This window comes from Acinetobacter sp. AOR34_HL (genome assembly GCF_027854795.1).
In the GTDB taxonomy this organism is placed as follows: domain Bacteria; phylum Pseudomonadota; class Gammaproteobacteria; order Pseudomonadales; family Moraxellaceae; genus Acinetobacter; species Acinetobacter junii.
This window is the reverse complement of record NZ_JAKTID010000018.1, coordinates 1-22,403: the sequence shown is the minus strand read 5'-3', so window position 1 is coordinate 22,403 and position 22,403 is coordinate 1. Positions and strand designations below refer to the sequence as shown.

19 protein-coding genes are annotated in these 22,403 nt (G+C 38.5%); 5 read left to right on the top strand and 14 right to left on the bottom strand.

All coding sequences use genetic code 11. From position 1 onward, the window contains the following. Positions 1-105: 105 nt before the first annotated feature. Positions 106-1,002, top strand: a complete 897-nt coding sequence (locus MKL32_RS02175; protein ID WP_270900117.1) for a DMT family transporter — start codon at positions 106-108, stop codon at positions 1,000-1,002. Between the two features lie 67 nt (positions 1,003-1,069). Here MKL32_RS02175 and pta read toward each other — a convergent pair whose 3' ends face one another. The 3 genes from pta to MKL32_RS02160 all read right to left on the bottom strand — a co-directional run bounded on the left by pta (position 1,070) and on the right by MKL32_RS02160 (position 5,966). After that, entirely contained in the window at positions 1,070-3,205 is a 2,136-nt protein-coding gene (gene pta / locus MKL32_RS02170; RefSeq protein WP_004909207.1) for a phosphate acetyltransferase, read from the bottom strand. Between the two features lie 34 nt (positions 3,206-3,239). Continuing rightward, entirely contained in the window at positions 3,240-4,415 is a 1,176-nt protein-coding gene (locus tag MKL32_RS02165) for an acetate/propionate family kinase (RefSeq protein ID WP_004964219.1), read from the bottom strand. 285 nt (positions 4,416-4,700) lie between these two features. Then, the gene (locus MKL32_RS02160) at positions 4,701-5,966 is read right to left on the bottom strand and encodes a glutamate-5-semialdehyde dehydrogenase (RefSeq protein ID WP_204379022.1); all 1,266 of its coding nucleotides are present in this window, start codon (positions 5,964-5,966) and stop codon (positions 4,701-4,703) included. A 344-nt stretch (positions 5,967-6,310) separates the two neighbouring features. Between MKL32_RS02160 and MKL32_RS02155 the strand changes: the two genes are divergently transcribed. After that, a complete protein-coding gene (locus tag MKL32_RS02155; RefSeq protein ID WP_004909199.1) occupies positions 6,311-7,621 on the top strand; it encodes an alpha/beta fold hydrolase in 1,311 nt (436 codons plus the stop codon). 43 nt (positions 7,622-7,664) lie between these two features. On the opposite strand, the gene MKL32_RS02150 is transcribed toward MKL32_RS02155, so the two are convergent. Together MKL32_RS02150 and nagZ are read right to left on the bottom strand one after the other, a co-directional pair. Further along, positions 7,665-8,507: a class I SAM-dependent methyltransferase gene (locus MKL32_RS02150; RefSeq protein ID WP_129261651.1), complete on the bottom strand. Its 843-nt coding sequence runs from the start codon at positions 8,505-8,507 to the stop codon at positions 7,665-7,667. Between the two features lie 129 nt (positions 8,508-8,636). Beyond that, positions 8,637-9,656, bottom strand: coding sequence for a beta-N-acetylhexosaminidase (nagZ, locus tag MKL32_RS02145; protein ID WP_204379023.1), 1,020 nt, complete (start codon positions 9,654-9,656; stop codon positions 8,637-8,639). A gap of 235 nt (positions 9,657-9,891) precedes the next feature. Here nagZ and MKL32_RS02140 point away from each other — a divergent pair, with 235 nt between their 5' ends. After that, entirely contained in the window at positions 9,892-12,075 is a 2,184-nt protein-coding gene (locus MKL32_RS02140; protein WP_212387457.1) for a carboxy terminal-processing peptidase, read from the top strand. Positions 12,076-12,124: 49 nt separating this feature from the next. On the opposite strand, the gene MKL32_RS02135 is transcribed toward MKL32_RS02140, so the two are convergent. The 5 genes from MKL32_RS02135 to hflX all read right to left on the bottom strand — a co-directional run bounded on the left by MKL32_RS02135 (position 12,125) and on the right by hflX (position 15,781). Further along, positions 12,125-12,583, bottom strand: a complete 459-nt coding sequence (locus MKL32_RS02135) for a DUF2147 domain-containing protein (protein WP_039048167.1) — start codon at positions 12,581-12,583, stop codon at positions 12,125-12,127. A gap of 236 nt (positions 12,584-12,819) precedes the next feature. Continuing rightward, positions 12,820-13,263: a DUF2147 domain-containing protein gene (locus tag MKL32_RS02130; protein WP_039908702.1), complete on the bottom strand. Its 444-nt coding sequence runs from the start codon at positions 13,261-13,263 to the stop codon at positions 12,820-12,822. Between the two features lie 87 nt (positions 13,264-13,350). Beyond that, positions 13,351-14,019: an LrgB family protein gene (locus MKL32_RS02125; protein ID WP_004909187.1), complete on the bottom strand. Its 669-nt coding sequence runs from the start codon at positions 14,017-14,019 to the stop codon at positions 13,351-13,353. Between the two features lie 12 nt (positions 14,020-14,031). Further along, complete coding sequence (locus MKL32_RS02120) at positions 14,032-14,394, bottom strand: hypothetical protein (protein WP_005403212.1); 363 nt, start codon at positions 14,392-14,394, stop codon at positions 14,032-14,034. A 37-nt stretch (positions 14,395-14,431) separates the two neighbouring features. Next, positions 14,432-15,781 carry a ribosome rescue GTPase HflX gene (gene hflX / locus MKL32_RS02115; protein ID WP_270900116.1) on the bottom strand — a complete coding sequence of 450 codons (1,350 nt, stop codon included), beginning with the start codon at positions 15,779-15,781 and terminating at the stop codon, positions 14,432-14,434. Between the two features lie 395 nt (positions 15,782-16,176). Between hflX and MKL32_RS02110 the strand changes: the two genes are divergently transcribed. Then, positions 16,177-17,004 (top strand): lysophospholipid acyltransferase family protein, encoded by an 828-nt coding sequence (locus MKL32_RS02110; RefSeq protein WP_151958750.1) that lies wholly within the window; start codon positions 16,177-16,179, stop codon positions 17,002-17,004. On the opposite strand, the gene MKL32_RS02105 is transcribed toward MKL32_RS02110, so the two are convergent. Then, the gene (locus MKL32_RS02105) at positions 16,997-18,562 is read right to left on the bottom strand and encodes a phospholipase D family protein (protein WP_227557918.1); all 1,566 of its coding nucleotides are present in this window, start codon (positions 18,560-18,562) and stop codon (positions 16,997-16,999) included. The genes MKL32_RS02110 and MKL32_RS02105 overlap by 8 nt on opposite strands. A gap of 163 nt (positions 18,563-18,725) precedes the next feature. On the opposite strand from MKL32_RS02105, the gene MKL32_RS02100 reads away from it, so the two are divergent. Then, positions 18,726-19,736, top strand: coding sequence for a metallophosphoesterase (locus MKL32_RS02100; protein WP_112987319.1), 1,011 nt, complete (start codon positions 18,726-18,728; stop codon positions 19,734-19,736). 42 nt (positions 19,737-19,778) lie between these two features. Here the strand turns inward: MKL32_RS02100 and MKL32_RS02095 are convergent, their stop codons facing one another. The 3 genes from MKL32_RS02095 to MKL32_RS02085 are packed head-to-tail and all read right to left on the bottom strand — an operon-like array spanning position 19,779 to position 21,966. Further along, complete coding sequence (locus MKL32_RS02095) at positions 19,779-20,255, bottom strand: OmpA family protein (RefSeq protein WP_125272507.1); 477 nt, start codon at positions 20,253-20,255, stop codon at positions 19,779-19,781. An 8-nt stretch (positions 20,256-20,263) separates the two neighbouring features. Next, positions 20,264-21,487, bottom strand: a complete 1,224-nt coding sequence (locus MKL32_RS02090) for a diguanylate cyclase domain-containing protein (RefSeq protein ID WP_005403207.1) — start codon at positions 21,485-21,487, stop codon at positions 20,264-20,266. Between the two features lie 5 nt (positions 21,488-21,492). Further along, positions 21,493-21,966, bottom strand: a complete 474-nt coding sequence (locus MKL32_RS02085; RefSeq protein ID WP_080548571.1) for a YfiR family protein — start codon at positions 21,964-21,966, stop codon at positions 21,493-21,495. Between the last annotated feature and the right edge of the window lie 437 nt (positions 21,967-22,403).

Below are 22,403 nucleotides of genomic sequence, written 5' to 3'. Positions count from 1 at the left end.
CATTAAAAAACGCAAGCTAATGACAACCATCACAAGAAAATGAAAGAAAAGAAATGCTGCAAATATCAAACTATTCGGTGTGGTATTAAGTTTGGTTAAAAAGCTATGAATGCATTGTTATATGCTTTGGTTGTGGTGATCTGGGGGACGACATGGATTGCAATTACACTGCAACAGCAAAGTGAAATATCGACCACAGTTGCGGTGTTTTGGCGATTTTTTATTTCAGCAATCGTTTTGTTTGCTTTTGTTGTGATGAGTCGAAAGTTGCAAAGACTGGCAACTCACGATCATTTATTTTGCATGTTGCAGGCATGCTGTATTTTTGGATTTAACTTTGTCTGTTTCTATTATGCCGTGCAATACATTAGTAGTGGCTTGGAAGCAGTGATCTTTTCGATGGCTGTGATTTTCAACACGATCAATGCCAAACTATTTTTTGCTCAGCACATATCGTCCCGTTTTTATCCTGCTGCATTATTTGGTCTGTTTGGGATCATCGCTTTGTTTTGGCACGATGTCATGGGTACAACCTTGAATAGCAATACGTTGATGGGTATTGGATTGTGTATTTTAGGAACTTATGGTTTTTCTCTGGGCAATATGATTAGTACGCGCCATCAAAAACATGGATTGGATATTTTTACGACTAATGCCTATGCCATGTTGTATGGTTCTTTGCTAATGGCTTTAATTTCATGGTTTAAGCATGACAACTTTTTTCCGAGCATGTCAGGGAGTTCGGTTAGCGCATTACTGTATTTAGCGATTTTTGGTTCAGTGATTGGCTTTACGGCTTACTTTTATTTGGTTGGTCGAATTGGAGCGGGGAAAGCTGCATATAGCACCTTGTTATTTCCTTTGGTGGCGTTGGTTATATCGACTATATGGGAAGGTTATGATTGGCAAATGAATGCGGTGATTGGTGTGATTCTCATTTTATGTGGTAATGCGATTTTCTTTATCAAACTGCCACGATTCAGAGCAATTAAAACTTCATAGCCATGAACATAAAAAGCCATCAACTTTGATCAAGTGATGGCTCTTTCTTTATTGCAAAAAGGTCTGACTAGTCTTGTTGCTTTGCCTGAATCGCAGTCAAGGCAATGGTAAACACAATATCATCCACCAAAGCACCACGAGACAAATCATTTACGGGCTTGTTTAAGCCTTGTAGCATCGGGCCGACACTTACAACATTGGCAGCACGTTGCACCGCTTTGTAGGTGGTATTACCTGTATTGAGGTCAGGGAAGATAAATACGTTGGCGCGACCAGCTACTTGCGAGTCTGGTGCTTTTTGGCGACCAACACTTTCAACGGACGCTGCATCGTATTGTAAAGGACCATCAATCAATAAATCAGGGCGGCGTTGTTTTGCAATTTTAGTCGCTTCTGCAACTTTTTCCACATCCGCACCAGTCCCCGAAGTTCCTGTTGAATAACTGATCATTGCAATACGAGGGTCGAGACCAAAAGCTTTTGCAGAATCAGCCGATTGAATCGCAATCTCTGCAAGCTGTTCAGCATTTGGATCAGGATTAATTGCACAGTCACCGTATACATAGACTTCATCAGGCAATAGCATGAAAAAGATTGATGAAACCAGTGAGTAATTTGGTGCAGTTTTTATTAATTGAAATGCTGGACGTACAGTATTGGCCGTTGTATGAATGGCACCTGAAACTAAACCATCAACCTGATCAAGTGCTAGCATCATCGTACCGAGAACCACAGTGTCTTGCAGTTGAGCTTTAGCTTGTAGTGCATCAAGCTTACCTTTACGCAATTCAACCATCGGTTCAATATATTGGTCACGAATGCTGTCAGGGTCAATAATTTCTAAATCACTTGGTAGTTGAATGCCACGTGCTTTTGCAACCTCAGCAACTGATTCTGGTTTTGCAAGCAAGATACAGTGCGCGATTCCGCGAGATTGACAAATTGCAGCAGCTTGAACAGTACGTGGCTCATCACCTTCAGGTAGAACGATACGCTTCTTGGCTGCAATCGATTTTTGTACCAACTCATAGCGGAAAGCAGAAGGGGATAATCGTGGATGTAGATTATTCTGAGTGTGTTGATCAAGCCAGTTATTATCAATATGACTAGAAACAAAGCGAGTTACTTGTTCAGCACGCTCAGTATCATCGACTGGGATTTCATTACCAAAATGGTGTAAGCGCTGAGCTGTTTCTAGCGTATCTAAAGGTGTGTGTAAAATAGGTAAACCTTGTTTTATGGCACCTTGGCAGAACTCTAGAACGTTATTCGCTGGGGCTGATTGTTCTGTTAAAACTAATCCAGCTAAAGGAATCCCGTTGCTAGTTGCGACACTGGCTGCAAGTAAAGTGTCAGTTCGCTGTGCTGCACTGATGATCAGCTCACCAGCAACGAATTTTTGCAATTCGGCTTCGATATCTGAAGCAATCAAGCTGGTATGGAGAATTCGACGTTGCTTTGCTTCACCCTCGTGTAACCAAGTCCCATCAACCACCGATGCAATGTCTAAACTTCGTGGAACACTCAGAATGTTGCTAAAAGGGACTAAACCAATAATCGGTAAGTCATCTGTGCCCATAAAACGATTATAACGTTGCAGTTCTTTTGAGAATTCTGCAATTTTTTCATCTAAACGTAAGCTTGGGTCGAGTGTAACAGGAATCTCAGCCGTGCCTTCTGGAAGTCCTTTGGTGCGCATAAAGAGCACACCTGTAGTACGTGCTGATGCAGCACCACCAAATTGACGTAGATGTGCATCAACTTTTTCAGCTGTTTTACGTGGGTCTGCAAGATCAGCTGTACTGACTAATACGACTTGTGCATCTAGTGCTTGTGCAAGTGCGGCATTGATTTCACTAGCAAAATGATCCTGACCATTTGGGACAAGTCCTTCAACAATAATGACATCATGATTTGCAGCGATTTGACGATGTAAGGCAACTGCTTCTTCGAGTAATTCGTCAGTTTCACCTAAAGCAATTAGTTGAGTTAACTTTTCATAAATAATCGGTTCAACTGACTTATGTTGAAAAAGGTGACTATACAGCGTAGTAGTACGGTCAATAGTGGTATCTGCAATTTGTGAAAAAGGTTTTAGAAACCCTGCGTTAATTCCTTTGCAATCCAATGCGTAAATCATACCTAAGCATGCTGATGTTAAACCAACACCTTCACCTGTAGGGATCAATAAAATTGTATTCATAATGACCTTAATTTTTGTCTAACTGTTTTGTGGTTTAAGCAGTCTGTTCAATGACTTGACGTGTTTCTTTGGCAATACGCCCTTCTTCATCGGTTGGAACAACCCAAATTTGAGGACCTGTTCCAGCATCAATTCGTCCTTCAGTACCACGTGCTAGGGCATTGTTGTTATCTTGACTAAACTGTAAGCCGAAGTGTGGTAAATATCCCAACGTTTTTTCACGTACGTAAGCTGAGTTTTCACCGATCCCACCCGTAAATACTAAACCATCCAAACGTGGTAGACCGCAACTTAAAGCTGACAGAGATTTTGCTAAGCGATAACAGAACACTTCGATTGCTAGAGTCGCACCTTCATGACCATTTTCAGAAGCTTCCACAAGGGTACGCATATCATTGGATAAGCCTGATAAACCAAGTAAACCACTTTCTTTGTTTAGCATGGTGTCGATCTTTTGAATATCCCACCCTAAGTTACTAGCTAAAAATAAATGTAAGCTTGGATCAACATCTCCACTACGTGTACCCATAACTACACCTTCTAAAGGTGTCATACCCATAGAGGTATCAAGGCTTTGACCATTCCAAACTGCACATGTAGAACTGCCATTACCTAGGTGAGCGCTGAGCCAGCCGCCTTGATTTTTGGCACCTGCAAGTTCGCTGGCACGTTCAGTGACATAGGCATGGCTAGTTCCATGGAAGCCATAACGACGTACTTGATGTTCAGTATATAAATTTTGTGGCAATGCATAACGATATGCACGTTCAGGCATCGTTTGGTGGAATGCAGTATCGAAAACAGCAACTTGCGGTAATTCTGGGAATAAGCGCATGGTTGCTTCGATTCCTATCAAATGCGCAGGATTGTGTAGAGGTGCAAGTGGTGTGGCTGCTTCGATACGCTTTACGATTTCAGGTGTTAAAAGTTCGGCTTTCGTTAGATTTCCACCATGAACCACACGATGTCCAATTGCTTGAGGATTATAATTTGCTAAACGAGCTAATAACGTTTCCAGTGCTTTGGCGTGGTCTGCATGTGGAATTGATAATTCAAGCGGTTCGCCACCGACAGTTACTCCCTTAATACGCGCATCAGCAGAGCCTAAGTTTTCTGCCAAGCCATAAATACGATCTTCACGACGTTCTGAAACAAGCGCGTATTTGATCGACGATGAACCACAGTTAATTACAAGTACAGATTTAGCCACGTTTGAACACCTAACTGATTTTAAATTTTATGACGAACACTTTGATCTTGCTGCAACGCATGGGGCAGTGGAATCAAGCGCAATGTTTTAACATGGGTTGTAACTTAGGCGAAGATAGACTTTAGCCTATACAACTGATTTATAATTGAATCTGATCAGTATAGTCTGTAAATTAAAATGTTCTTTTAATTGATTTGTTTGTTTTAAGCGTATCTTTTGTATAAAAACACGATAAAGATCAAAATGATGCTTTATCGTGTTTGTCCGTTCTATTCTAGGATTATCTTATTGGCGAATTTGACCATCACCAAATACAATCCATTTTTGTGACGTTAAGCCTTCTAAACCAACTGGACCACGTGCATGAATTTTATCGGTTGAAATACCAATTTCGGCACCGAGACCATACTCAAAACCATCCGCAAAACGAGTCGAAGCATTAATCATGACTGAGCTTGAGTCTACTCGAGCAAGGAACTCACGCGCTAAACTAAAATTTTCAGTGATGATGGCATCTGTATGATGTGAACCATACTTATTAATGTGATCAATCGCCTCATCCATGCCACTAACAACTTTAATCGCTAAGATTGGCCCCAAGTATTCTGTGTACCAATCTTCTTCAGTCGCTGTTTTTACTGAATCGCCAAGAATACGTTGAGTTTCAGCGCAACCACGTAGTTCAACTTGTTTTTCTGCGTAAAGTTCAGCAATACTCGGCAAGAACTCTTCAGCGATCACTTCATCAACCAAAAGTGTTTCCATCGCATTACACACACCATAGCGATGTGTTTTGGCATTTAATGCAATTGGTAACGCTTTTTGTAAATCCGCTTGAGCTTCAACAAATACATGGCAATTGCCATCTAAGTGCTTAATCACAGGAATGCGAGCTTCATTGCTAATTCGTTCGATGAGGCTTTTACCACCACGTGGCACAATCACGTCAACAAACTCAGTCATTGTGATCAAATGACCAACTGCAGCACGATCAGAAGTTTCAATAACTTGAACTGCATGTTCAGGTAACCCTGAAACCTGTAAACCATGTTGAATTGCTGTTGCAATCGCTTTATTGGATTCAAGTGCTTCAGAACCGCCACGTAAAATAATGGCATTTCCCGATTTTAAAGCTAATGATGCTGCTTCAAGTGTTACGTTTGGACGTGATTCATAAATCATTCCAATTACACCGAGCGGTACACGCATTTTTCCGAGTTGAATCCCTGAGGGGCGATAAGCAAGATCTGTGATTTCACCAATAGGATCGACCAAAGCAATGACATCTTTTAATCCTTGTAACATCCCTTTAAAACGAGCAGGGGTTAATTCCAAGCGATCTAAAAGCGCATTATCTAATTGGCGTTGGCGCCCATTTTCCATATCAATTTGATTGGCTGCTAAAATTTGCGCTTGGTTATTTTCCAAAGCCGTGTAAATAGCAGACAGTGCATGATTTTTCAAATGAGTGGATGCACTAGTTAAAACTCGAGACGCACGACGTGCCTGAGTACCAACCTGTTGCATATAGTTTTCAATAGAATCTTGCATAGCATTTTAACGATTGCATGTATTTATAATGATAGTAACAGTCAAATGAAGAACAATGAATAGCCTGAACTCATAATTCAAGAAATTATAAATTGTTAATTAGCGCAATTTTTCTTATATAAATGAGATGCACATGTTAAATATAAAATATTTTGCAAAAGATTATTGCTTTAAACAGGACGAGTGGTGAAGGAAATGATTGCGTATAAAACGTGCATTTGTATAGAATGAAAAATGTAGAGGATAAATGTAATACAAATTTTATAAATTTGTTAATTTGCAAGTAGAAATCGCCAAAAATGAGACTCTTGCAGCAGAAAAATAAACAAGGATGGAGGAAGGATATGAATTCCATTATCCAAATGGACTCGGATTTAAATCATACCTATACAGGTTTTGGTTTTTTCGACATTTACAATAAAAACAGTTTTAAACAACCAGCGCGTACAACATGGATAGATGGTTGGAAAATTGAATATATGGCAATTGCAGATCCTAAAACGATCAACAATACGCCAATTGTAATTGTCGGGGGCGCATTTCAAAACTTTAACTCTTATAAGTATTGTGTTGAGCAACTCTTTGAAAGTGGGCCTGTTATTTTAATCGACTTACCGTCAATGGGTGCAAATCAGCAGATTCGCAATGTTGATACAGGTGAGTCCGCTGGAATTTTAGAATTACCAGATTTGTCTAAGATGCTCGGTCAATGGCTTGATATCGTCGGAATTGAGAAAGTTTCCGTGATGGGAATGTCATTGGGTTCGGTTGTCGCATCATCATTTGCCTATCAACGACCAGAATTGGTTGACCGTATGGTATTGATGGGTGTGATGCAAAAGACCCGTAAAAGCTGGCGTATGCTACTTGAGGAATCACTTCACCTCATGCGAGAAGATCGCATGGAGGAGTTTGGTCAAGCAGTGATTTTGTATCTTGTAAATCATGCCAAGCTTGATAAAACGCGGATGTCTCCGACAGCTAAGCGCTTGTTCTTTAGACAGATGGCAGATTTTACCGCGACAGAGCGTGAGCGTTATGAAATCAACTGCAATCGTTTGTTGCGTTTAAGTGATGTACCTGTACCTCAGTGTAAAACTTTGGTAGCTGCAGGACAGTACGATAGCTTTACTTTGCCTCACGAAAATGCTGATTTTGCGCTTCAGTGCGAGAACATGGAATTTGCTTTAATTGCGAATGCCGATCACGTACCTCAATTGCAGCGTCGCAAAGAAACCATGAATTTGTTTACGTCTTTTTTAAAGGGTGAATCCATCGACAATCTTGATGGAATTATCACCATGACACGTGATCAAATGAAAAAAATTGAACGTCGTGGTGAAGAGCGTATTCCTGTACTCAATCCTCATTCTAAATTATCACATCGCCATGATGTGACAGAAGCGCCAGTAGAAATTGTTGATATTACTTTCTTTGGTGTTTACTTAAAGTTAGAACAACTTGAGCAGTTAGAGTTTGTGAAGCAACATCCACGTGATCTTGCATTGCATTTATCTGATGAAGAGGGCGATTTTAAAATCGAATGCTTAATCTTTGGTGCAACTGAGCAAGGATTACGTATTTTATTTAAACATGGCAATTTTGAAGTTGCAGATCGTTTGCTTCGATTTATTGAGCGTCAGAAACAAGCTTAATTATTGTAAAAAAAGAAGTGGTCTATATGACCACTTTTTTATTTTAAGAATTTGATGCTTTAATCATCCATACAAGATCACCTAAATGTTGTTCTGAATTTTCCAACCTTACATTTTCAAAAAATTGTTTAGGCTGTTGCACGATAACTTGATGAAAACCTGCTTCGTGGAAAAAATGTTCAACTTCTTTTGGTGTTTTGAAATGAAAGCTAAAAGCGCTTCTCGACATCCATTTCAGTAATCTGCTGCTATTCCAAATAATTGTAGCTAGTTTATTTTGAGTGGGTTCGGGATAAAGATCAGTGAGATAATGTAATTGTTTAAAATCACGACCATAATTGGCAATAGCTTGAATGAGTTGTTGTAGCAATGGTTTTTCAAAATAGTTGATTAAACCTTCACTGATCACAACCAAGGGGCGATGAGGATCAAAAACGGTAAAAGCAGAAGCAAAAGCTTCGGTAAATAAATCAACAGAAAGTACATCATCAGCGTCGGTTTCAATTTGTTGTAGTGCCGCTTGTTTGGTGGCTGCCATATCAGGCAAATCTAATTCACGATAACAAATGCTAGGGTGGTGCTGTCTAAACCACCATCCACGTGGTGATAATCCACACGCAATTTCAAGCACCTGAAGGTCTGGATACTTTTGAATAAGATCTTCTAAATGCTGATCAAGCATCGTATGGCGTTGTTTCAACGTTGTGCGCATACTGCCACCAACATATTTCTCAGCCCAGCTTTCGATTGGATGTACAAGCGCAGCCAGCGTTTTTCCTTTCGCCGTAGCAAAGACAGGATGAGAAATCCCCATTTGATACCAAATGTATCCCGTATAGTGCGCAGTAAATGATATGTGGCGATGTTTTGAAAGTTGTTGTGTCATCTGTCCTAGACTCAATTCTTAATTTTATTCTATTTCCATGCACAACCTATTTGCGCGAGGATGTTGACCCATTCAATCCTGAACAGGTCAATCAGATGATGAGTTAAATCATCTTTTATTTATCGCAAGTTAAAACGAATTCTTAAACTCTTCAATGGCTTTTCTGACGTTGTTCCAATTTTCATCTAACACGAGTGTAGTACCCACTTCGATATTTGGAATTTTACCGCGCATACGTTCTAAACGTTGTTGATTTGGTAAAGCCAATGTTCCAATACCATCTAAAGCGATACATGCAGCTGCACGGTCATTACACACCAACCCCATGTCACAACCTGCATTTAATGCTGCTTGAATACGCGTATCTGCACCACCTGCAACACATGCGGCTTGCATGCTTAAGTCATCAGAGAATAGTACACCATCAAATTTTAGTTCTTGGCGTAAAATCTGTTGTAACCAAAATGGAGAAAAGCCTGCTGGATTTGGATCAACTTGATCATAAATCACATGTGCAGGCATAAGAGCATCTAATTGAGGCATAAGCTGAATAAAGCTTTGCATATCTTTGTCATAAATTTCTTGATATGAGCGGCTATCAATTGCAGCTGCAACATGCGAATCGGCTTTGACTGAGCCGTGACCAGGAAAGTGTTTGCCTGTAGTTGCCATGCCTGCTTTTTTCATACCACGCATAAAGGCTGCTGCAAGAGGTACGATATCTTGCATATTTTTAGCAAAACCACGATCACCAATCACATCACTAATGTCATTTAGATCCAGTACAGGTGCGAAACTAAAGTCAATACCTACAGCTAGTACTTCAGTTGCCATCAACCAACCACATTGCTCAGCCAAAGTAACGGCTTGTTCTGGCTGATCTAAGTAACGTTCACCAAGTCTTCCCATTGCAGGAAGTAGGGTGAAACCTTGTTTTAAACGTTGAACACGTCCACCTTCTTGATCTACAGCAATCAAAATGTCAGGGCGAACTTGTCGCATATGATCGGTTAAAGCACGTACTTGTTGAGGTGATTCAATATTTCGAGCAAATAAAATCATTCCACCGACTTGCGGTGCTTGTAATAGTTCAATATCTTCTTGTGTAAGTTCTGTGCCAGCAATATCTAGCATCAATGCGCCGATCATATAGATTCCGTTTGAATTTTGATGTAAAAAACGATAGATAAATTGTGCAATGATTTGCTACATTTTGTCAGTACAGAATATGATAAAACTACATGATATTGATGATAAATACTTGTTGGTCATTTATTTAACACAGCCGATAAGTAGACACATTGGTTAAAAACGAATGAAATATGTTCATCTCGATTCGATCAGCGTGTAATAATTGCCATATCCAAGGAAGTACCAAAATTTTATGAAACTTCAAATGATAGCGTGTGCAGTTGCAATAGCGACTGGTGGATTATTTTTCTCTCATACTGTAAATGAGGCATTTGCAGCGACAGAGTCGCCAGTCGTTTCGACGGTAATTAAACCTTCACAAGAACAAGCATTGGTCGCACGCCAGTTAGCAACACTCGTTGATCGCCAACATTATTTAAATATGCGTTTAGATGCGGCAACATCTAATCGTATTTTGGATATGTATTTGGATAGTTTAGATCCAGATCATTCTTTATTTTTAAGCAGTGAAGTTGAAGACTATAAAAATAAATATGGCTCAAGTTTTGGTAGCGCTTTAAAAGCTGGGAACTTGACTGGACCATATGCCATTCATGCTCAATATCGTGAACGTTTGAAGCAGTTTTATGAATACATGTTGGCAGAGTTGAAGAAGCCACAAAACTTAAATCAAAAAGATGTTTATCTTGAGATTGATCGTGAAAAAGCGCCGTATTTCAAAACATCGGCAGAGCAACAAAGTCATTGGCAGAAAATGCTAGTTTCACAGTTGATCAATTTGACGATCAGCAAAGAAGAAGAGCAAGCGAAGCAAAAGGCATTAAAGGCAAATCCTTCTCTTGCCAATGGTCAAGATTTGACGGGTCCAGAAGACCTTACGCCAGTTCAAACGCTCACTAAGCGTTATACACGTCAGTTAGAAAGAATAGGTCGTATAAAAAGTGATGATGTTTTAGATAAAACTCTAAATGCAATGTTGGCGACCTATGATCCACATAGCAATTACTATCCACCAATTGATGCAATGGAGCTGAATCGTCAAACAACTTTGCAGTTGGAAGGAATTGGTGTATCGATTCGTCCTGAACGTGGCAATGAAGATTACACCAAAATTGAAACCATCGTAGAGGGTGGGCCAGCAAGTAAATCTGGTCAAGTCAAATCAGGCGATCGTATTATTGGCGTAGCCCAAGATGGCGAAAAAATGGTTGATGTCATAGGTTGGCCGAGTTCAGAGATTGTTGGTCTGATTCGTGGTAAACGTGGAACAAAAGTCGTTGTGCGCTTACTTGGTCCAGGCGCATCTATGAGTCAGGCTCGTAATGTTACTTTAGTGCGTGATGTCATCCAAGAAGAAGATGCAGGTGTTCGTTCACGTACCGTTGAAATCAATAGAGATGGCAAAAAGCATGTCTTTGGTGTCATAGAAATTCCATCATTCTATTTTGACTATCGTTCACGTCGTGCTGGTGCTGAATATCGCTCTGTGTCTGAAGATACTGCAAAAGCGTTTGAATCATTAAAAGCACAAAAAGTAGAAGGTGTGTTAGTCGATCTGCGTAATGATCCAGGTGGTTCTTTAGAAGAAGTTGCTCGTATGCTTGGACAAGTGATTAAATCTGGACCAGTGGTACAAATCAGAGATGGCAACGGTAATGTGAATGTCTTTGAAGATACTGATGGGGGCGAGCAAATTTATGCAGGACCTATGGCGGTTCTAGTTAACTTAGCATCTGCATCTGCAAGTGAAATTTACTCTGCAGCGATCCAAGATTATGAGCGCGGTATCATTATTGGTAGTACTACCACAGGTAAAGGTACAGCCCAAGTTCAACTAGATTCTTTGGCACATGGTCAGGCGACCTTAACACAGCGTAAATTTTATCGCGTTACAGGTGGAAGTACTCAAAATAAAGGCGTGATTCCTGATATTAAATTGGTCGATATTTATAACGATGAATTTGGTGAGCGTAAAGCTAAGAATGCCTTGAAATGGGATACCATTCCTACTGCGCCATTTAAACGTGAAGGTTCAGTTCAGCCGTATACAGTGAAGTTAACTCAGTTATCTCAGCAACGTGTAGCAATTGATCCGCAGTTTAAGTATTTAGAAGAGCGTAAAGCAATTTCACAAAAAACGGCTGATCAAAAGAAAGTAGTATTGGATATTGATCAACGTCGAGCTGAATTGATAGATCTTGAGAAGCAAACTTTAGATGCAGAAAACCAACGTCGTAAAGCGACTGGACAGGCTCCTTATGCAAATTGGGAAAGTTATCAAGCTTCAATTGATGCTTTGGTTGAGTCACGTGCAAAAATGAAAGCTCATCTTCGTCCATCGCTACCTGAGGAAGAAACTTTTATTACTGAAGCTGCAAATGTTTTATTGGATTATGCAAAATTGCAAGGTCGATAATCTTTAAATGTCATAGAAAGAAGCCCTGATCATCAGGGCTTCTTTTGTATTACTCGGCAGCTTTATTATTTACCCGAATCCATATCTGGCTGCGGCCCAATACTGATACTCCGACATAACCACGTAAATGTAAACGTTGTCCATTTGAGCTGAGTTTTGCTGTCAAGCTATACATTCTTCCGCTATTAGGGTCTAAAATCTTTCCACCTGTATAAGTGCTCTCTTTTTTGTGCTTAAGTTTGGTAATGACATTTAATCCCAATATCGGCTTATTTGTATAAGGTGCTGGGCAACCAGTACATAATTCTTTCGGTGTGTAACCTGTACGAGGCGTGATTTTTATGATTTTGCCTGTGAAAGTACCATTTGCCTCTTGAGTAATTTCAATTTGTCCTTTGGGTGCGCCCGTAAGATCATCCACACTTTGCCAGATCCCCGTAATATCTTGAGCAAAAGCGAAATGGCTAAGACTAAATAAAATGAAAAATGTAATACCTTTTTTATACATGTTTGAGCCTCTCAGCCATGATTGTTGTTTAGCTATTATTTCGGATTACTAACAATAGATTCAATCATTATTTTACAATTGTTAATTATTTTAATATTTGAAATTTCAATGATTTTTTACTAGAAATAAAAAAGCCTCATGATGATTAAATGATCATTAATGAGGCTTTTTTAGTGCTGAACCGTAGTCTTAAATAAGTTGTAGTATGGGACTAAATGCTCGATATTCTTCAAGATTTAATCATTGCGGATCCAAATTTGATTACGACCAAGAGCAGAAACACCGAGGTATCCACGTAAGTGTAATCGTTTTCCATTTGAACTTAATTTCGCTTTCATACTGTAAATCTTGCCCGTATTTGGATCAAGAATACGACCATTGGTATAGTTCAAACCTTCACCATGCTTTAAACCTGTTACCACATCCATACCTAAAATAGGTTTGTTGGTATATGGCGCTGGACAATTTACACAAGTTTCCTTAGGTGTATATCCTGCACGAGGCGTAAGTTTGATGACTTTTCCTGAATATGTGCCATTCGCTTCTTCACGAATTTCAATCAATGCTTTAGGTGCGCCAGTTTTGTCATCTATGCTTTGCCAAATTCCTGTAATGTCATTTGCAAATGAAAAACTGCTGACCACTGATAAAAATAATGCACCTATAAGTTGTTTGCCCATCATTAAAAATCCTTTTAACGTTTGATATTCCATTATGTAGGATTTGTGGCAACTAGTTCAATCTTTATGTGATATTTGCGGCAAATTTTAAGATAAAGACAAGATAAATGTAGGCAGCCAAATCGCTGTAAATACACCGTTTACAGCCATACCAAAAGCAGCATAGCGTCCAGTGACAGGACCACGTTGCCAAGCTTGTGCTGTACCAATCGCATGTGCAGCTAAACCTAAAGCCAAACCTGATGCACGCTCATCATGAATATGCTTCAGAATCCATGGAGAAAATGCAGCACCAATCACGCCAGATAAAATTACAATCAAGGTTACCATCATTAAAGGAGCATGCAGTAAGGTTGCAATATTTAATGCGATAGGCGTGGTGACTGCACGAGTTGCAAAAGCCAAGATTGTCGGTTCAGACATATGCAAAAGATATGCAAGTCCCATTGGTAAAGCGACCGCACTGATACTGGCAAAACATAAAATACCGAGCATAGACTTGAGGGGTAAATCATCATAGCGCATTGCAGCCAATGGAATTGCTAATGCAACGGTGACATAACCTAGTAAATGATTAAAAACATCATTTACACTTTTCATGTATTGCTCGTAGGGGATTCCTAAGACAGCCAGAAAACCAATCACGATAAACATCGCAAAGACAATCAGTGGAATTTGTGGCATACGTTTATTCAGTGGTTTAGCGATCAGATAGCTAACTAACGTGATTATAAAGCCATAAATAATCATGAACATATTTAGAGACTCCTATAACCAGCGTTTTGCCATTTTTGCGTAAATCCACAATGGCAATAAAGTACTGAGAGTTAATACAAACAAAAACATTGGAATTTCTTTGCCCAAATGTACCAACATAATTAATGAACCAGCACAAATGGGAAGAAAGGCGAAAGCACTTTCTTTCATAATTTTGTTATTGGTATCAATGAGACGATTCGAGATTTTTCTGAAACGTCTCCATATTAATAATGTGACCAATAAACCTATAAGACCTACTAAATTACCTAATTCAGGATGGTGAAAGACTTTGGTAATTGCAACAGCACCTTCACGAAACACAATAATTAACAGGATCGTGCAAAACCAAGCTGTCCAATCTATATCTTTCATTTCTCTTAAACTCGTATCTATATTCTCAAGGTCGCTGTTAATGCGATATGGTGATGTCATTTAGCTCGAACTCTTCCAGTGGTCGTTGGAAAAGAGTCGCTTTTTTTCCCAGAATTTCATCGAATGGCAAATGAGCCTGTTTAATCAGCTGCTCAAGTTTATTAGGTGCCATACACACGGTTAACTGTAAATTACCTTGCTCATCATAATGTTCTGATTGAATAACATTCAGAGTGTATAGCTGAGTGCGTAGTTTACCGTAGGCAGGTTTAAGAACTAAATCGAGGTGTTGTAACTGTCCCATAAGGCATTGTTGAACAGCTTGACTCAATAATTCAAGTCCTTGTCCAGAATGAGCTGAGACATAAACTCGATCTGGAACATCGGGGGCTTTGTAGATGATTTTTGCTGCATCACCACTGAGATCAATTTTATTATAGACATGCAAAATAGGGGCATCTGCTCCGATTTCTTTTAACACGCTTTCAACGGCTTCAATTTGTTCATCCATATTGGGACTATTGCTATCAATAACATGTAATAGCAATGTTGCTTCTAAAGTTTCTTCTAAGGTTGCTTTGAAAGATTCAACTAAGTCGTGTTGAAGATTGCGGACAAAACCAACTGTATCAGCTAAAACAACGGTACCGATACCATCCCATTCTAAACGTCTTAAAGTTGGGTCTAAGGTTGCAAATAATTGATCTGCTGCATAGACATCACTTTTTGCCAAGATGTTAAATAAAGTTGATTTTCCAGCATTGGTATAACCGACTAAAGAAATGGTCGGTATCGCCGCTTTCTGACGTGCCGCACGACCTTGTAATCGAGTCTGTTGTACTTTAACTAACTTGTCTTTGAGTTGAGTTATTCGAACACGAATCAGACGACGATCTGTTTCTAATTGTGATTCACCTGGACCTCTAAGACCAATACCACCTTTTTGTTGTTCTAAATTTCCAGTGAAACCGCGAATTAAGCGAGTGGATAAGTGTTTGAGTTGTGCAAGTTCAACTTGAAGTTTACCTTCGTGTGTACGTGCACGTAAGGCGAAAATATCTAAAATAAGTCCAGTGCGATCAATTACACGACATTTCAGGATGCGTTCCAAATTCCGTTCTTGAGCAGGAGAGAGTGAATGGTCAAAAATGACTAACTCAGCTTCTAATTCTTGTACCAACTCAGCAATTTCATCTACCTTACCAGAACCAATAAAGAATTTAGGATCTGGTTTATTTCTTTGTACAGAAATATGTTCAAGAATTTCTGCACCTGCGGACTGTGCGAGCAATTGGAACTCTTCAGCATCAAGGTCATCGAGCATTTGAACAGAGATACTAACTAAAACTGCTCGCTCACCACTTTGTCGCTGTGTAATATTTTCCACGCTGTATCTTATCCTAGGTATTGAACTCCTATTCTAGAATAAACTTCAACGAAAGGGCAAAAAGTTAGACTGTTTATATGAGATTGCGACGTAATAACTCAATAAAACCAATCAGGGTGCCCATATATAGAATTGACCAACCTAGAAACATTTTAAGAGCGTATCTATAAGAAATTTTAACGTCTTCGTGGTGAGTGCTCATTTCGGGAGTCATAATCTTACCTTTTGATCAGTTATTTCGATTTACTTATGATAATCAATCTGTTTATTCATTTAAAATTGAAAAAAATTATCTCCACGTTCGCTTTTTGTCATCAATGAAACTTTTATCCAAAGATATTTGCGTGATATAACAAGTTAATAACATGCAGACTTGCATACGGTTTTAGTGATTTATGACTCAAGAAACAGCAGCAGTTACTGGTACAACTTTAAATTTGTTATCAAAATTTAGTTTATACAGTAGAAAATTGGCTTCGGGCTTAGAAACGATTGGTGAAGGTTTTTATCTCATTTATCGTCACGGCTTATATAAAGATCCTAATAACCCTGTTAACACACGTTATGTACAGTATTTTTGTCGACGTTTATGCGAGGTTTTCAATATTGAGGTACAAGTTCATGGAACTATTCCTCGTGAGCCAGCGCTTTGGGTGAGCAATCATATCTCATGGTTAGATGTAGCGGTGCTTGGTTCAGGTGCTCGCATTTTCTTTTTGGCAAAAGCTGAAGTTGAGAAATGGCCAATTTTAGGCAATCTTGCAAAGGGCGGTGGAACACTTTTTATTAAACGTGGTTCAGGTGATTCTCTCCGAATTAAAGAACAGATCACTGAGTTTTTGAAAAAAGATATTCCTGTTCTTTTTTTCCCAGAAGCGACCACGACAGATGGTCGTAAAGTCAAAAAAGTTCATGGTCGATTATTAGGGGCAGCGATTGAAGCTCAGCGTCCTGTGCAGATTTGCGTGATTTGCTATGTCAACCAACAAGGTGAATTGGACATGATCGCACCTTTTATTGGTGAAATGTCTTTTGCAGAGCATGTACAAAGAGTTTTGGAAATGCCTCAAGTCACGGCTCACTTACTAACTTTACCTGCAATTCCTGTAACTGGACATACAGTCGATACACTGACCAAAGAAGTTGATCAAAAGATGAGAGAGGGACTTGCTGAGTTACATCGTAAGGTATTAAAAGTGATGCCTGACAGCGATGTTACATAAAGCCTTCTATAGGTAGCCATGACAGGAATTTTACACCAGCTTTTTGCCACCATTTCATTCGAGGCTCTTTGGTGTGATTAATCATGCCTTCATTAGTTTGACGTTGCCAATTAATTTTTTTGTTAGCATCTAACACTAATTTATATGCATACTTGCTTAAGTTTTGATCCATCGTGTTATGAACAGCTTGGGCTAGAGGTGGGCTATTTAATAAAACTCCGATTTCTGTATTGAGATAAGCTGAGCGTGGATCGAAATTAAAGGAGCCAATAAATACCTGTTTTTCATCTAAAGCCATCAGTTTGGCATGTAAACTTGAACGGCTTAAACCTTTCATATTGACCTTGGCTTTTTTTGCCAAATCATCGGTATGCTTATCCAAATCTTCTTTGTCTAAAGCTGGTACAAATTCATAAAGTTGAACGCCGTCTTCAAGCAATCTCTGACGATACTTACCATAAAAAGCGTGTACTACAGCGACATCATTGGCTTTAAAAGAGTTCGTTAGAACTCTAACTTTAACACCACTTTGCGCTAAGTCGCCTAATGTCTTCGCACCCTTTTTTTCTGGAACGAAATAAGCAGAGATCAAGTCGATATTTTTTTCAGGTTTTTCTAGGTGATTGATCAGCTGAAAGTTTAAATGTTCATGCTTTTTTGCTTTTGCTTTCACTTTGTCGGGAGAGTCTTTTACTACTTCAGCTTTAACCCAGTCTAATGCAATCTCGCGATTCATTAGTGACTTGATCGCGGTGGATTCGCTTGTTAAATCAAGATAATTCTGCACTGTTGATTTTTTATAGTGATCATCTAATTGTTGTTTTAAACTTTCGTAGCTCAAGCGATGTGATTTGGGATTGACGATTTCTCTAACATCATAAGCATATTCATGATTCCAATAATCATCAAAAGATTGGGAAATATCATTGACTGCCGTACCGAAAAGCATGACATCAACATCAGAGAACTGATAACTATCACTAACATTGTAGTACTGATTTGTCATATTTCGACCACCGATCAGGGCAACTTGATGGTCTGTAATAAAGCTCTTATTGTGCATCCGACGGTTAATGCGTTTTAAGTCAAAAATCATATCTAAGGCACGATATTTGCGAAAACGATATGGATTAAATAATTTAATTTGAATATTAGGATGTTGTGCTAAGGCGAGGAAAATCCCTTCAGTTTGTTTGGCATTATTATCATCAATCAATAAGCGTACTTTGACGCCGCGATCCGCTGCTCGAATCAGTGCATGTAAGGCGAGTGCACCGACTTTGTCATTATCCCAAATATAATATTGAAGATCTAAAGTTTTTTCAGCTTTATCAATTAAACTTAGACGAGCCGCCAATGCTTCTAAAGGTTCAAAAAGAACATGATACCCAGTCAAATTTGGGTTTTGTTGCTGTAAAGGCTCGATGATTTGAGCTAAAGTGGTTTCTGAAGTGTCAATAGGTTCTACGGCAACTGAAGCTGTAGGCAAGGTTTTATGTTGAGGTAAGGTACTACAGCCACTAACGCCGATCGCAATACTGCAATAAATCGCAAGCATAGTTTTATTGTAAGTAGTTGTACTTATATGTGTATGCTGACTATTTATCTGAGAAAATTGCGTCATAATTATTACTGATTAAATGTTGTGCTTGAGTATAGCATTTCATCAAAAAAGATAAATATAAGCATGCTGTCCTTGGGTGAGGTTGATGAAGTCTGTAATGTATAGTTCAGATACAGTTATTATTATTTTCTATGCTATTTTTGCACTTCTAGCACTTTGGGGATTAATTCAAGCTTGGATTCATCAATCTCGAACTGAAACCATACATCCTTTTAAAGCATTTATTCATTTATTAGCCTTTTATTTATCCTATTTGTTAATTCCGCTTTGGTTTTTTAGCTTATATGCAGGTTGGTCTGACTATTATAGTTTGCACCAAAGTACTTTCGTATTTTTATTGAGTAGTTTGTTAATTTACGCTCGATTTATTGAACCTCATATTGTTCAAGTGAAGCACCATCAATATCGTTTACATCCAGACCGAGAGTTTACTAGACCAATAAAATTGGCAGTTGTTGCCGATATGCATGTTGGATTATTTTCAGGACATGAACGCCAATTAAAAACCATCGTTAAAAAACTGAATCAGCAACAACCAGACCTTGTTGTCGTTGCAGGTGATTGGACTTATGAGCCTGAAAATAGATTGGTTCAAGAGTTAGCAATTTTGCGTGAAATCCATGCGCCAGTTTATTCAGTACCTGGTAATCATGATGAGCAATATCCTGGGCCACCGATTCAAGCGTTGTTGAAACAAGCATTAGAACACAATGATGTTATAGATATAGAGGGGAAGATTGTTGAGTTTGACGAGTTTCGATTGATCGGTGTTGGAGATCTTTGGGCAGGTAAAGCGAACATGCGATACATGCCTGAATTACCACAGGATAAACCATGGCTAATACTGTCTCATAACCCTGATACCGTAGATATGGTTCCAGAATTGCCTACAAGACCTTTGATGGTTTCTGGACATACTCATGGTGGGCAAATTGAGTTGCCGTGGATTACAAATTATATTATGAAACGAGTCTCGATTTTAGGGCATAAAAAGGGCTTTTATACCCACGAACATGCTGATGTATTTGTGACCGTAGGTACAGGTATGGTTGGTGTACCATTTCGATTCAGAGTTCCACCGACAATAGATATCATTGAGCTAAAATAAAAAAGCCAACATTACAGTTGGTTTTTCTCAGTAAGTTTTAATTTAAGGAATAATAATCGCTACACGACGATTACTAGCTCGATTTTCATCTGATGTGTTAGGTACGAAAGGTTGATTTGAACCACGACCAATCACATTTAAATTTGTTTGCTTAAAGCCTTCGTTCAAGAAAATTCCTGCAACACTTTGAGCTCGCTCTTCAGAAAGCTTCTGATTGTATTCAGGGTTTCCAATATCATCTGTATGACCCACGATTTTCAGTTTTTGTAGATCATACTTGTTAAGTTGTTTGGCCAAGCGAACAATTTCTTTGCCATTCTCAGGTTTAATATCTGATTTATTAAAATCAAAAAGTAATCGTTCAGGTAATCCTAAGCTCCAGCCTTCTTCTGTCAGCACAAAGCCTTCTTTTTTTAACATTTTGACCTGACGATACTTTAATGGACCAAAACTCAAGCAGCCAGCCAATGTTAGGCAGAGTAACGCTATAAATGAAATTTTAATGGTTTGAGCGCGCATAACATGTCCTAAATTTCTGGTTTATATAAAAACCAATGAGGGATTAAATTTTTAGCTTTATACATCGCTTGATCTGCTTGCATTACCAAATCTTCTGGATTCTCTGCATACTGGGAGAAAGCGATACCTAAGCTAAAACCAAAGTGAATAATTTCACCGTTAAAATCTAAAGGTTCCTTACAACTTGCGAGTAAACCTTCAGCAATCGCTTCGAGATGATCAGCGTGATGAATTGAATGCAAAATAATTGCAAACTCATCACCACCTAAGCGAGCAATAAAATCTTCTTGTCTGACAGATTGTTTTAAACGTAGAGCCATTTCTCTTAAAACAGCATCACCTGCTAAGTGTCCATAACGATCATTGATCACTTTAAACTTATTGTTATCAATAAAAATTAAAGCAGAATTTTCTCTATAATTTGCGTTTTCAAAGATATTCAATAATTCCTCATAGAAAAAATGACGATTAGGCAGTGTCGTAAGTTGATCATGATGAGCTTTGAAGGATAACTGCCTGTTTTCTTTCTGTAGGTTCGTATTCCAAATTTGAATTTCCTCTAAGAGCTCATTAAATACATTGTTCAAATTTTGGAATTCTTTAATGTGATTATTAGGAAATCTTAAGTTATAAGCTTTTTGATCACTGACTAGCTGAGCAATATGTGTAAGTGGTTTGATTGCTTGCATAATTTGACGATAAGTTAAATTAACTGACCAAAGTAATGCAATCACAATAAAAAACATTGAAATGGCTAAACCAATAATAATCGTCTTTAAAAAGTGAACAATATTTTCTGAGCTACCATAAAGAACCAATTCTCCGACCTTCTTTTGGTGGTGGAAAATCATCAGTTTAATTGGATCATGCAGGAACCATTCATCCAGCATTTTTTGTAAAAAGGACGTGCTTGCTATTTTTTTTGTACTTTCTGCTAACAATTGTTGTTGTGGATCATAAACATGAATACTGCGTATGGCGTGTTCGGTTGTGTAATCCTTTAAAATTTGATCAATTGCCCCTTTATCCTTAAACACGACTGCTGGTTGAATCCGTTCAATAACAGTTTGGCTTAACAACTGCAGATTTTGTTTGGCGTAGGTTTCCATTGTAAACATAGAAATCGTAGCGAAAGTACATGAGCAAATCACAAAAGTAATAGCAAAAATAGTAAATTGAGATTTACGGAATAATGCATGTAATGAAGTAGATTGATATAAATTTGAAATCACTTTAACTACTCCGTGTTCTTCGCCAAGATTAAGACTCGAGGGTCGATGTGAACCTTGGAATAACTTAATGCATCCAAATTAACTTTAAACGTAGGAAATGATTTTCTATTGTAAAGACAAAAAATACTGCCTATTTCACAAGCAGGATTATTGGTACTCAGTGAAAGTAAATAGCGAGATGGATAAGACTGAATTAAAGATTGTTGTTGTTGAGGTGAGGTATTTGAAAAATACGCCACATGACATTCTGTTCTAGGAAATTCTTTTGTATTAACAGATTGAACCTGATAGTCGTAAGTGAGCAGCTTAATACTCGTTTGAAATTGATTGGCTGCTTCTGGATTATCTAAAACACAAATCACGGGTTTAGATGTGTTCGGCCATTTAGTATAACTTAATATAGTTAACGTCAGTTCATAAAAGGTATGATTTGAAAGGGCGTAACTGAGCTGACCTATAGTTATTGAAACTATAAGCAATATAAATTGAGCCGTTGCATGCAAAAACCGTACTTTCAATCAAAAAAAACCAAAAATGTGAACCAAGAGGCACATTCTACTGGAGTTAATTGTTTAAAAAAAGTTCTTAATACTAAATCTAAATGATAAAAAATCACTATTCAGTCTAAAAAGTGTTCTGTTGAATAAGTTTTTTTTGGAAAGGTATTGCAACCCTCCTGAAATGCTGTAGAATGCACATCCATCGGCGGTGATGCGGATAAAAACTTGTTGAGAAACAAGGATTTGGCTAAAGTAGTTAGGTTCTTGAGTTGGTTGATAAGTTTTAAAAATATCTAAATTACCTGTTGACTTTAAAGAAATTTAGAGTAATATAGCCGACCTAGCTTGATGATGACGAATCATCGAGAAGATCATTAAGAGAATAGAAGAACAACTTGTGTGGATTTTTACTGGTT

Bases quoted from the DNA above. Each gene is read 5' to 3' on its own strand.
- nagZ (WP_204379023.1), bottom strand. From the start codon at position 9,656: ATGATCGGCGCATTGATGCTAGATATTGCTGGCACAGAACTTACACAA.
- MKL32_RS02120 (WP_005403212.1), bottom strand. From the start codon at position 14,394: ATGAAAGATATAGATTGGACAGCTTGGTTTTGCACGATCCTGTTAATT.
- MKL32_RS02100 (WP_112987319.1), top strand. From the start codon at position 18,726: ATGTATAGTTCAGATACAGTTATTATTATTTTCTATGCTATTTTTGCA.
- MKL32_RS02150 (WP_129261651.1), bottom strand. From the start codon at position 8,507: ATGACACAACAACTTTCAAAACATCGCCACATATCATTTACTGCGCAC.
- MKL32_RS02095 (WP_125272507.1), bottom strand. From the start codon at position 20,255: ATGCGCGCTCAAACCATTAAAATTTCATTTATAGCGTTACTCTGCCTA.
- MKL32_RS02130 (WP_039908702.1), bottom strand. From the start codon at position 13,263: ATGGGCAAACAACTTATAGGTGCATTATTTTTATCAGTGGTCAGCAGT.
- MKL32_RS02160 (WP_204379022.1), bottom strand. From the start codon at position 5,966: ATGCAAGATTCTATTGAAAACTATATGCAACAGGTTGGTACTCAGGCA.
- MKL32_RS02105 (WP_227557918.1), bottom strand. From the start codon at position 18,562: ATGCTTGCGATTTATTGCAGTATTGCGATCGGCGTTAGTGGCTGTAGT.
- MKL32_RS02135 (WP_039048167.1), bottom strand. From the start codon at position 12,583: ATGTATAAAAAAGGTATTACATTTTTCATTTTATTTAGTCTTAGCCAT.
- MKL32_RS02140 (WP_212387457.1), top strand. From the start codon at position 9,892: ATGAAACTTCAAATGATAGCGTGTGCAGTTGCAATAGCGACTGGTGGA.
- MKL32_RS02155 (WP_004909199.1), top strand. From the start codon at position 6,311: ATGAATTCCATTATCCAAATGGACTCGGATTTAAATCATACCTATACA.
- MKL32_RS02110 (WP_151958750.1), top strand. From the start codon at position 16,177: ATGACTCAAGAAACAGCAGCAGTTACTGGTACAACTTTAAATTTGTTA.
- MKL32_RS02125 (WP_004909187.1), bottom strand. From the start codon at position 14,019: ATGTTCATGATTATTTATGGCTTTATAATCACGTTAGTTAGCTATCTG.
- pta (WP_004909207.1), bottom strand. From the start codon at position 3,205: ATGAATACAATTTTATTGATCCCTACAGGTGAAGGTGTTGGTTTAACA.
- MKL32_RS02175 (WP_270900117.1), top strand. From the start codon at position 106: ATGAATGCATTGTTATATGCTTTGGTTGTGGTGATCTGGGGGACGACA.